Source organism: Xanthomonas hydrangeae (assembly GCF_032697525.1).
Taxonomy (GTDB): domain Bacteria; phylum Pseudomonadota; class Gammaproteobacteria; order Xanthomonadales; family Xanthomonadaceae; genus Xanthomonas; species Xanthomonas hydrangeae.
This window is the reverse complement of sequence record NZ_CP103836.1, coordinates 749,899-760,891: the sequence shown is the minus strand read 5'-3', so window position 1 is coordinate 760,891 and position 10,993 is coordinate 749,899. Positions and strand designations below refer to the sequence as shown.

General features: G+C 62.9%; 7 protein-coding genes and 1 other RNA gene. 3 read left to right on the top strand and 5 right to left on the bottom strand.

What is annotated here, in order from left to right:
* Positions 1-248: 248 nt before the first annotated feature.
* Positions 249-2,441: a ferric-rhodotorulic acid/ferric-coprogen receptor FhuE gene (gene fhuE, locus NYR97_RS03095; protein ID WP_316696664.1), complete on the top strand. Its 2,193-nt coding sequence runs from the start codon at positions 249-251 to the stop codon at positions 2,439-2,441.
* Positions 2,442-2,726: 285 nt separating this feature from the next.
* Here fhuE and NYR97_RS03090 read toward each other — a convergent pair whose 3' ends face one another.
* Entirely contained in the window at positions 2,727-3,698 is a 972-nt protein-coding gene (locus NYR97_RS03090; protein ID WP_316696663.1) for a LysR family transcriptional regulator, read from the bottom strand.
* A 159-nt stretch (positions 3,699-3,857) separates the two neighbouring features.
* Here NYR97_RS03090 and NYR97_RS03085 point away from each other — a divergent pair, with 159 nt between their 5' ends.
* Both NYR97_RS03085 and NYR97_RS03080 read left to right on the top strand, forming a co-directional pair.
* Positions 3,858-4,619 carry an SDR family NAD(P)-dependent oxidoreductase gene (locus NYR97_RS03085; RefSeq protein WP_316696662.1) on the top strand — a complete coding sequence of 254 codons (762 nt, stop codon included), beginning with the start codon at positions 3,858-3,860 and terminating at the stop codon, positions 4,617-4,619.
* Positions 4,620-4,679: 60 nt separating this feature from the next.
* Positions 4,680-4,756, top strand: a non-coding RNA gene (locus NYR97_RS03080) — sX9 sRNA.
* A gap of 64 nt (positions 4,757-4,820) precedes the next feature.
* On the opposite strand, the gene NYR97_RS03075 is transcribed toward NYR97_RS03080, so the two are convergent.
* The 4 genes from NYR97_RS03075 to NYR97_RS03060 all read right to left on the bottom strand — a co-directional run bounded on the left by NYR97_RS03075 (position 4,821) and on the right by NYR97_RS03060 (position 10,857).
* Positions 4,821-5,540 carry a peptidoglycan DD-metalloendopeptidase family protein gene (locus NYR97_RS03075; RefSeq protein WP_316696661.1) on the bottom strand — a complete coding sequence of 240 codons (720 nt, stop codon included), beginning with the start codon at positions 5,538-5,540 and terminating at the stop codon, positions 4,821-4,823.
* Between the two features lie 2 nt (positions 5,541-5,542).
* Positions 5,543-6,517: a L,D-transpeptidase family protein gene (locus tag NYR97_RS03070; protein ID WP_316696660.1), complete on the bottom strand. Its 975-nt coding sequence runs from the start codon at positions 6,515-6,517 to the stop codon at positions 5,543-5,545.
* A gap of 313 nt (positions 6,518-6,830) precedes the next feature.
* Positions 6,831-9,545: a TonB-dependent receptor gene (locus tag NYR97_RS03065; protein ID WP_316696659.1), complete on the bottom strand. Its 2,715-nt coding sequence runs from the start codon at positions 9,543-9,545 to the stop codon at positions 6,831-6,833.
* A 136-nt stretch (positions 9,546-9,681) separates the two neighbouring features.
* Positions 9,682-10,857 carry a phosphatidylinositol-specific phospholipase C1-like protein gene (locus NYR97_RS03060; protein ID WP_316696658.1) on the bottom strand — a complete coding sequence of 392 codons (1,176 nt, stop codon included), beginning with the start codon at positions 10,855-10,857 and terminating at the stop codon, positions 9,682-9,684.
* Positions 10,858-10,993: the final 136 nt, after the last annotated feature.

Below are 10,993 nucleotides of genomic sequence, written 5' to 3'. Positions count from 1 at the left end.
GCGTTGAATGGCCGGACAGTATGGCGAATGGCGGACTGCGGTCGTGCAGATCGATCTGTGGGTCAGAGGCGGTAGCGCTCGCTTATGTCAAGCGAATGCTAAAAAAATGTCAATCCAGCTGTTTAAAATGTGAATCATTCCCATTAAAATGGCGCACTGCCGGTCGTCCGGCACACCGTTCCTCCCCCTTGTTGCCGGCGCGGCGTCTTCGCAGCGCGTGGTCTGGTCCGTCTGCGTTGGAGTCCCCGATGATCCGTAGTACTGAATTGCGTCTTGCTTCCGTGGGCGCGCGTCGCCATGTCCTGCCGCGTGCGCTGGTCGCTGCGCTGTGCACGATGGCCGCCGGCCAGGTGCTGGCCGAGACGCCCGTTGCCGCCGCCGATGCGGAGGTCACCACCCTGGACCGGCTGATCGTGCAGGGCGAGCAGGCCAAGGGCTATACGGTGGAGAAGACCACCGCCGGCACGCGTATGAACCTGTCGCTGCGCGAGATTCCGCAGTCGGTCACCGTGATCACCCGCGACCGCATGGACGACCAGAACCTGCAGAGCATCACCGACGTGCTCAACAACGTCACCGGCATCTCGGTGGCGCAGAGCGACAGCGAGCGGCTGGAGTTCTTCGCACGCGGCTTCTACATCGACAACTACCAGTTCGACGGCATCCCGGCCTACATGGAGCAGGCCTGGAGCTACGGCGACTCGGCGCTGGACGTGGCGCTGTACGACCGTATCGAAGTGGTACGCGGCGCCACCGGCCTGCTCACCGGCTCGGGCAATCCGTCGGCCTCGATCAATCTGGTGCGCAAGCATGCGCTCAGCCGTGACTTCACCGGCACCGTGTCGGTCGGCGGCGGCGATTTCAACAAGACCCGCAGCGTGGCCGATGTCACCGTGCCGCTGAGCCCGGAAGGCACCGTGCGCGCGCGCGTGATCGGCGTGTACCAGGATGGCGAGTCGGATATGGACCGCTACAGCATGCGCAAGAAGATCGGCTCGGCGATCATCGATGCCGACCTCACCGACAGCACCTTGCTGAGCGTGGGCTACGAGTACCAGAAGAAGGAATCGAACGATGTCACCTGGGGCGGCTTCCCGCTGTTCTACAGCGATGGCACCCGCACCAACTACGACCGCTCGTTCAACCCGGCGGCCGACTGGACGTTCTGGGATACGCGTCTGCAGCGCACCTTCGCCAGCCTGCAGCAGAGCTTCGACAACGGTTGGAATCTCAAGGCGAATGTGAGCCACGAGAAGACCGAAGCGGCCAATCACCTGTTCTACCCGTTCTATACGATCTTCGGCTTCGACCGCGCCACCGGTGGCGGCGTGGTGCCGTACTCGGGCAACTACCAGACCGAGCGCAAGGCCGATGGCGCCGATGTCTATGCGGAAGGCCCGTTCCAGCTGTTCGGCCGCGAGCATCAGCTGGTGGCCGGCGCCAGCTACAACCGCCGCGAGTACGTCAATAACGGCACCTTCGATTTCCCGGCGCCGCTGGACAGCTACTTCGGCTGGACCGGCGCGTACCCGGAGCCCAACTGGAGCCCGCGCACGGTGCAGAGCGACGGCACCATCAAGCAGAAGGCCGCCTACGTGGCGGCGCGCTTCTCGCTGGCCGATCCGCTGACGTTGCTGGTGGGAGCGCGCTATACCGATTGGCAGATCGATGGCCGCAACTTCGATTCGACGACGCAAGGCCTGGTGCCGTTCTCCGACACCCAGACCGAAGTCACCCCGTACGCCGGCCTGGTCTACGACATCAACGATGTCTGGTCGACATACGTCAGCTACACCGAAATCTTCAACCCGCAGACACTGCGCGATGCCAATGGCGGCTACCTGGATCCGTTGAGCGGCAAGGGCTACGAAGCCGGCGTCAAGGCAGCATGGTTCGACGACAAGCTCAACGCTTCGCTGGCGGTGTTCCGCATCGAGCAGGACAACCTGGGCGTGGCCACCGGCGGCTTTGTGCCGGGCAGCAGCGAGTCTGCTTATGAGGCCGCAAATGGCGTGGTCAGCGAAGGCTTCGATTTCGAGATCTCCGGGCGTGTGACCGAGAGCTGGAACACCACCTTCGGCGCCTCGCACTACACCGCCCGCGACGATAACGGCACCTCGATCAACACGCATCTGCCGCGCACCACCATCAAGCTGTTCAACAGCTACACCCCGCAAGGCGTGTGGAGCGATCTCACCGTGGGCGGCGGCGTCAACTGGCAGAACCGCTCGTACTACGTGGACCCGGTGTACGGCACCTTCCAGCAAAGTGCCTATGCGCTGGTCAGTGCATTCGCGCGCTACCGGTTGTCGCCGCAGTTTTCGGTGCAGCTCAATGTCGACAACCTGCTCGACAAGCGCTATTACTCGCAGTTCAACGGCGGCTATGGCGCATGGGGCGCATCGCGTAATGGCATGCTGACCTTCAACTACACGTTCTGATCGCAGACCATGTCGGGCGCGATTTCAGCGCCTGGCCTGTTGTTGCAACGCTGCAGGCACCTTGCAAAAGGTGCCTGTTTTTTTGTGTCTGCATTCCTTCTGGGTGATCGTAGATCTGCTGCGCTTTCTACTGCCTGCGCTGCGTGCTGACATCAGTTTGCTTCGGTGGTGCCGACCTGGCGCGCAAGCGGAAGCCTTTCCCGCACGTGTCGGCACGTTGCATAGGCTTACCTGCACACGCACACGCGAAGACGTGCCGGCAATCGCATCGACGGTGGACCAGGGCTACAGCGGTTCCAGATGCGGCGCCATCACCTCTGCCACCCAATCCATGAACGCGCGTACGCGTTGCGGCAGGTGGCGACGCTGCGCGTAGAGCAGCGTGACCGGCATCGGTTCGGGCGCGATGGCGGCCAGCACCTCGATCAAGGCGCCGCTATCCAGGTGCGCCCGTAACGGGCTGGCCGGCGCCTGGATGATGCCCAGGCCCGCCAATGCGGCAGCAAGATAGGCATCGCCGTTGTTGACCGTCACCGGGCCGCGCATCGGAAGGAGTTGGTAGGCTTGTCCGTCGTGGTACTCGAGGCCGGACGACCGCTGGCCCAGCGTTGTGACGTAATGCACCAGATCGTGCTGCGCCAGATCGTCCAGACAGCGCGGTATGCCACGCCGCGTCAGGTAATCCGCACTGGCGCAGTTGATGATGCGAAACGCGCCGAGCGGTCGCGCGACCAGTTTGGTGTCTTCGAGCGTGCCCACGCGCAACACGCAATCGAAGCCTTCGCGCACCACATCCACGCGGCGGTCGGTGCCGCTGATCTCCACTTCCAGTTGTGGATGCAGTGCCAGAAATACCGGCAAGGCGGGAATCACGAAATTGCGCGCAATGCCGGACGACATGTCCACCCGCAAGCGCCCTCTCAACTGGCTACGGTCGCGCTGAAACATGCCTTGCAACTCGTCCATGTCATCGAGCAAATCGCGGCCGCGCTGATAGAACGCGGCGCCGTCGCCAGTGAGTTGCACACGGCGTGTAGTGCGATGCAAGAGCTGGGTGCCGAGCGACGCTTCAAGCCGTTGCACGGCAGTGGAGACGCTGGCCTTGGGCAGGCCCAAGGTTTCGGCGGCGCGGGTGAAACTGCCGAGCTCGGCCACACGCAGGAATGCGCGCAACGACTCCATGCTGTCCATCGATTGGTCGACACTCTTGAACGGTGCAATCAGCCTGAGCTGATTTATGCGGCGCGGCAAGCGCAATAGTCTTTACAACGACGCGATACCCATACCGTCGCAGGCTGGCGCGCAAACGCGCGCTACAACATCACTGGCAGACACCGATGCCAAGCACCGACGCGCCTGACATCCGTACAGGCGTGCGGTCGTTCTCGGCATCATCCCTCGCCCCCGGAGTACAGCATGCCGAACACCACCCCCATCACGTTGATCACCGGCGGCAGCCGCGGCCTGGGCCGCAACGCCGCACTCGCGCTCGCTGCCGACGGCAGCGACATTGTGCTGACCTATCGCAGCGAAGCAGGCGAGGCTGCTGCAGTCGTCGCAGACATCCAGACGCTGGGGCGCCGCGCGCATGCCTTGCAGCTGGATGTTGCCAATGTCGAGGGCTTCGCTGCATTTGCTGCTCAACTGAAGGAAGTGTTGACCAGTTGGGGGTGCAGCCACTTCGATGCATTGGTCAACAACGCCGGCACCGGCTTGCATGCGCCCATTGCCGAGACCACGCCTACGCAATTCGATGCGCTGTTCAACATCCATCTCAAGGGACCGTACTTCCTGACCCAGACGTTGCTGCCGCTGATTGCCGATGGAGGACGCATCCTCAACGTGTCCAGCGGCCTTGCACGTTTTGCGCTGCCCGGTTCGTCGGCCTACGCGATGATGAAAGGCGGGGTGGAAGTGTTCACCCGCTATCTGGCCAAAGAGCTGGGCGCGCGTGGCATCCGTGCCAATACGCTGGCGCCGGGTGCGATCGAAACCGACTTCAATGGCGGCAGCGTGCGTGACAACGCGCAGGTCAACGCGATGGTTTCCTCGGTCACTGCATTAGGCCGCCCTGGGCTGCCGGACGATATCGGGCCGGTGGTGGCTGCGTTGCTGGCGCCGGGCACCGGTTGGATCAATGCGCAGCGCATCGAGGTGTCTGGTGGGATGTTGATTTAGAGCGGCTAACAAACCTACTGCGCAGCCGCCAGGCGGGCGCGGTCGGTGCTCGGAATCCTCATGTACCGCTCGTACACTCCGGTTCTGAGCGCGCCGCCCGCACCCACCTGACGACCGCTCGCTACGTTTTGTTAGCCACTCTTAAGTACAAAGGCCTGCGCATGAGGCGCAGGCCTTTGTGTACGCCACCGCGTCAGTGCATCACTGCAGTGTCTGATCGCCATGCAAGACGGGATACGGATTCACGACTTCGCCCTTCCACCATTCTTTTTCCGGCCCGAGGCGATGGATCTCGAAATGCAGATGCGGTGCCGCAGGGTCTGCGTTACCGGTGCTGCCCACATAGCCAATGATCTGGCCGCGCTTGATCGACTGTTTTTCCGCCACACCGTCAGCGTAGCGCTCCAGATGTGCGTAGTAGTAGCAATACGTGCCACTCGGGTCGAACTGATACAGCGTCAGGCCGCCGCGTTCGCTGTTGAAGAGCTTCTCGACGGTGCCGTCTGCCACTGCGAGGACCGCTGTTCCGGTCGGTGCGAGGATGTCGATGGCATCGTGCACGCGACCTTCGCTGCGTGCGTCGGTGAAAGTGTCCTGCAGCTGGCTGCTGCTGATGCCTTGTACCGGAATCAACAAGCCAGCACCTGAAACTGCGGCGTCAGCTGGTGGCACGGGCGTTGCCGCCGCAGGCGTATTGACTGGCGCCGCATCGGCTACCGGCGCAGCGGCAACGGCTGGCAGGGGCGCGACTGCCGGAGCAGCAGATGCTGCCAGTTCGGTATGCGCCGCGTCGCGCTGTGTTGCCACGGGTGCAGCAGTGGGCGCTGGCTCTACTGCCGCCTGCGGCGCTTCACGTTCCAGCCACCAATAGCCGGCTGCACCCAGCAGCATACCTACCACCAGCATCATCAGCAGTTTCATGCTTACTCCTGCATCACCACCGGCATGGACGGGCCGACCACGCTGGCCAGAGTGACCACGTCCCAGTTGGTCAGGCGCACGCAGCCATGCGATTCGGTCTTGCCGACATGGCCGGGTTCCGGCGTGCCGTGCAGGCCGTAATGCGGCTTGGACAGGTCGATCCACACGCGGCCGACCGGATTGTTCGGACCCGACGGCAAGGTCGCCTTTTGATCGCCCTTTTTTGCGTCCCAGAACAGCTTGGGGTTGTACTTGAACACCGGATCGCGCGCGACGCCCAGTACCTTCCAGCGGCCGATCGGCAACGGGTCGTGCTTGCTGCCGGAAGACACCGGGAACTGCGCATAAACCTTGCCGTCGGCATCGAACAGGCGCAGCGTCGACTCGGATTTGTCGACCACCAGCTTGGCCGGCTTGGCCAATGGCGGGACACCGTCGATGTTGGGAACCTGGATCACGCTACCGGCCTTGCTCAGGTCCACGCCGGGGTTGAGTTGGCGTAGCAGTTCGGGGTCGGCATGAAACCGCTCGCCCAGTGCCTCATCCACCGAGGTGTAGCCGAGCGAAGGCAGCTTGGCCTGCTCGGCCGGGCCCTTGGGAATCGGCTGGAACGGTCCGGCGACATCGACAGCGGTGAGCGTGTATTGCACCAACGCCGGCGTGGCGTCGGCCTGCAAGGCCTGCCAGGTCGCGTCATCCAACTCACCGGTCACCTTGATGTTGCGCGCGGCCTGAAACCCGGAGACGGCACGCTTTTGATTGGAACCGCGCTTGCCATCGATCTGTCCCGGCGAAAAATGCGCGCGATCCAGCAGTACCTGCGCGTGCAGATCCGAACGCGGGCCGCTCGGCACGACATTCGCCGCAGGCGTTGCTGCAGGTGCAGCGGCCGGCTGCGGCGCTTGCGCCAGTGCAGACAGTGAAGCGCCCAGGGCGAGAGCGAGCAGGCAGGCGCGAGCGTGGGAACGTGAGGGCATGAGCAGGTCCGAAAGAGGCATGCGCGCACCTTGCCCGAGCTGCCTGCGTGGTCTGCGTGAAATGGCTGCACCGGGACTGACTGAGAACGCGGTATCGATGCGGGTCAGAAGTGGATACCTGCTATCTCGCCTCCGCGCAGTTGCCGATTCGACGCGTCCGCCGGCTGCTCATGCGTCTACCCGGGCGGTGGAGGGAGTCGTGCACCGCGCAACAATCGATCGCCTGTGTGTCCGTCAGGCGATCGATTGGATCAGCGCAAACCTGGTCGTTGCAGCTGCAGACATCGCGCCGCATCTGTCTGCAGGTCTGCCGTCAGTAGGTATAGCCCAACGTCAGCATGTACACCCGGCCGGTCTGTACATACGCACCATCGGCGCCGGGATCGTAGGCCATGTAGCGTCTGGATTTGCCCTGCGTTTCGTAGAACGTTGCCGCATTGAGCAGGTTCTTGGCCGACACCCCCACATCGATATGGTGCGGCAAATGGTAGGTCGCATTGAAGTCCAACGACTTCACCGGTTGCAGGTAGTAGTTGAGCCGGTCGCTGGTCAAGCCCAGCAATTGCAGGCCGGTGTAGTTGTAGCTCAGGTCGGTGCGCAGATGCGTATCGTCGTAGAACAGATCCAGGTTGTAGATGCGCTCCGGTGCGCGCGGCAGCCAGGTTTTTTCCGGTTGATCGCTGCGTTTGCTGTCTGCCTGGCTGTGTTGCAGCGTGAGGTTGGCGGTGACGCCGAAATTGCTCCAGATGCCCGGCAAGTCCTGCAGGCGCTTGCTCGCCGCCAACTCCAGGCCATAGAGCTTGGCGGTGCCGCCGTTCTGCGGCATCGTCACCGGCACGCCGTTTTCGAACGTGGTGCCGGTCGGTACCAGGCCGCCCAGCGTGTTGTCGTTGCTGGTCGCCGATTGCGAGGTGTAGATGAAGCCGGTGATGCGCTTGTAATAGGTCGATGCACTGAGTACGCCGCCGTTGTGGTCGTAAAACTCGGCGGAGAGATCGGCGTTGTCGGCCTTGCTCGGATGCAGATCGGGATTGGGCTTGGAGATGCCGACCACCTGCTGGGTGTCGTCGATGGTGTACACCGTCTCGCCGGAAATCAGGCCGAACGCCGGGCGGCTGAAACTGCGGCGCAATGACGCGCGATACACGGTGAGATCGTCTGGCCGATAGTTGACGCTGATGCCCGGCAACACTTGCCCATAGGTACTGCCGGTGCCGACGAAACTGCCGGTGCTGCCATCGCCGCTGGATTGCCAGGATTGGGCCGAGTAGCGCGTCAACTCGTAGCGCACACCGGGCAGCACGCTCACCGAGCCGATATGCAGCGCGGCCATTGCGTAACCGGAATAGATCGCCTCGGTGCTGGAGGTGGTGTTGGCGTTGTAGTCGTTGGCGGTGTAGACGCCCGCGCCATTGGGCTCGTTGACGTACTTGTAAGGCAACGCCTGCGCGAGCATCCAGTTGCGATCGAGCAGTTTGAAGGGACCTGCGTAACGGCCATCGAACGCGTTATTGGTGACACGTCCCGGGATCGCGCTCAGCGGCGGGCCGCCGGCAGTGGGAAACGCGTAATTGGGCCCGCCAAAATAAGGCCCATTGGTGACGAAGTTGCCGTCCTTGTGGAAGAACGGATGATCGTAGGCGCCGCGGTCGGAGTGATCGGCAGACAAGCCGACTTTGACGCTGTCCAGCACATCGCCATCGACCTGATAAGTGATATCGGTATGTGCGTTGACGCGGTTGTCGTGACTGCCGGCGTCATGCCCCTGCACCTTCCACAGCAGCGACGAATCCAGGTTGTAGAAGAAGTCCCTCAATGCAGGCGAGCTTGGCGCGATGCTCGGATAGCGTGGGTTGCTGAGGTCGAAGGCGAAGCTGCCTGGCGTAAAACCATACAGACTGGCCGACACATAGTCCGGTCGGCTGCGGGTGCCGCGACCGACCGAACTGCCATAGTCGAAGCGCAGGCGATCCAGCGTGGTCTGGCCGCCGAGTTGCAGCGTTGCCAGCTTCTCGTCGATATCGTGCGTGTTGAAGTAGCCGCCGCGTACAGCGGTAGGCTGGTTGCGATAGGTCTCCAGGCGTGCGCTGGACTGATCCTGCTGCCCGGTCACGCCGTAGCTGCCGTAGATGGCACGCGCATAGAGTGCGCTGTTGTCGCCCTGCCAATCGAGCGAGAGATTGCCGCCATAGCGTTCGATCTGACTGGTGTAGAGGCTGTACTTGTAGCGGGTGCTGATCAATGGACCGACATCGCGCAGGTCCGTTGCACTGGCGAATGCAGGATCGGCCGGCACGTACTTGCTGTTGGGCGCCGGCGCCTGCGCCATGTTGTTGTTCTTGCCGTAATAGGCCGAGGCGTAGAGGCCGAAGGCATGGCCGTCGCCAAACTTCCAGGCCAGCTCCTGCTGGAAGGTGCCGCCGGTGTCCTTGCCGCCCAGGTCGGAGGCCAGCGCGTTGAACTGACCTTGCGCGGTGGTCTTGGCATAGACGTCGCGATCGAAGTCGAAGGCGTTGGGCGTGCGCATGTCGATCGCACCGCCGATCGAATCGCCCGGCATATCGGGTGTGGGCGATTTCGACACCTGCACCGACTGGATGCCGAACGGTGCCAGCATGTTCAACGAGATGGCGCGCGTGGACGAATCGGTCTCGGGCATGCCGAAGCCGTTGAGCGTATATGCGTTGTAGCTGGCATCCATGCCGCGGATGCTGACGTAGGCATTTTCGCCAGTGGTGGCCTGGCCCAGATGCATGTCGCTGTATGCCGAGAGGCCCGGCATGTGCGACACGACATCGGCGATGCCGCCCGACGGAATGGCATCGATCTGCTGCTTGCTCATCACACTATTGACGCTGCTGGACAGGCGCTGTTCGTTGAGCGATCCCGGTGTGGCAGCGTGCTTGGCCTGTACGTTGACCGAATCCAGTGTGGTGGTAGCGGGCTCGGGAGTCTCGGCAAACGCGGGTGCGGACAGCGCCAGTGCAATGGCGCAGGTCAGGCGATGGAAGGTGCGGGGGTGCTGCATGCAGTTGGCTCGCGTAGTTGGAGAACGTGGGGTGCCAGGCCCGATAACGCGGGCGCAGGCGTGCATCGCCGACGCCTTCCATTGCGACAGGTCTGTGTGTTTGGCGTGGGTGGTGCGATTGCGGACGTGACCCCACTCAGTGCGTGAGGTCGACACCCTTGCAATGCGCGTGCGGAAGCTGCGGATTGCAGCGTGCGACCGCATCGCCGTCGAAGCGCACCACGTAACCGTTGCTGGCTGGCTCGTGTGCGGGGAAGTCGGTGCTGAGCAATTGCGCGCCACTGGCCAGCATGCTGTTGCGGCGTGTGGTGTCGTTGTGCAGCGCTTCCTTCAGGTCTGCGTCGGTCCGCGTGCGCACCAGATAGCCTGCTTTCACCAGCTGGTTGATCTTCTCGACGGGGCCATCGTTGAGTTCGGTAAACGCCGCATCGTCTTCGCCCGGCACGGCGTTGGTGAAGCACATCCGTCCACGCAGCGAGGGATGCCCGGGCAGGTAACTGGCACCGACCGCGCGCTGGTCGAGCAGGAACACGACCTTGCCGCGTGCTTCGTGCAAGGATGGCCAGCCATGCGCGAGCACAGCGGCGTTGAGCGTAGCTGCCGTGCCACGGACCTGGTCGGGGCTGAGGTACTCGCCGGGCTGAAATACCGAGCGCAGTTCGGCATCCAGCGCATCCAGCGCAGCTGTATCGAACGGCTCCGGCTGCACGGTCGGAAAGGCAAGCTGCACCGGCGCCTGCTTGGTTTCCAGCAGGATGAAGATCGGCACATGCTTGGGGTGCTGCTTCGACCACGCGCGTACTTCCTGCAGGCAGGCAATCAGGGGTTGGCAGTTGCTGCGCTGATCCACATCCTGCACATGCATGACCTTGAAGCCGGGCTTGTCCATCACGCCAGCTGGTGCGCTTGGCGGTGCGGGTGGTAACCCGGCCTTGGCGATCTGCGCGACGATCGCCGGGTGCGCGTAGCGGCCGCCGTTCGCGTCGGCAAACACATCCAGTTCTAGCTGTCTGACGCCATCGTCCAACTGTTGCGTCAGCGCTGGATGACGATAATCCAGTGCTGCGAACAATTCCGGGCTCAGTTGTTTCAGCAGTGCCGCTTCGCTGGGGGCGAAGCCGGCGTGGTAGCTGTTGTGGCTACCGATGTACTGCAGATCGGTGAGGCGAGGTGCGGCATGTGAAGTGACGCTGGCCATCATCAACACGCTGAAAAATGCAGCGTGTCTCGTATTGCTTCGCTTGGTGCGCGATGGCTTCGCTTTGCTGTCGTCGCCTGGATTCAAAGCCGAAAGAGCGTGTAGAAAGCGCATGCACCGAAGCCGGAAAGAAGGTGGTCGCCATCATCCCGGCCAAATTTGACGCAACGCTTTCCGCAGTGTTGCCGTCGTGGGTCACAATGCGATAAACGCGCCATGACATCGTTTCTCGGCACATCCCGGCAAAGCC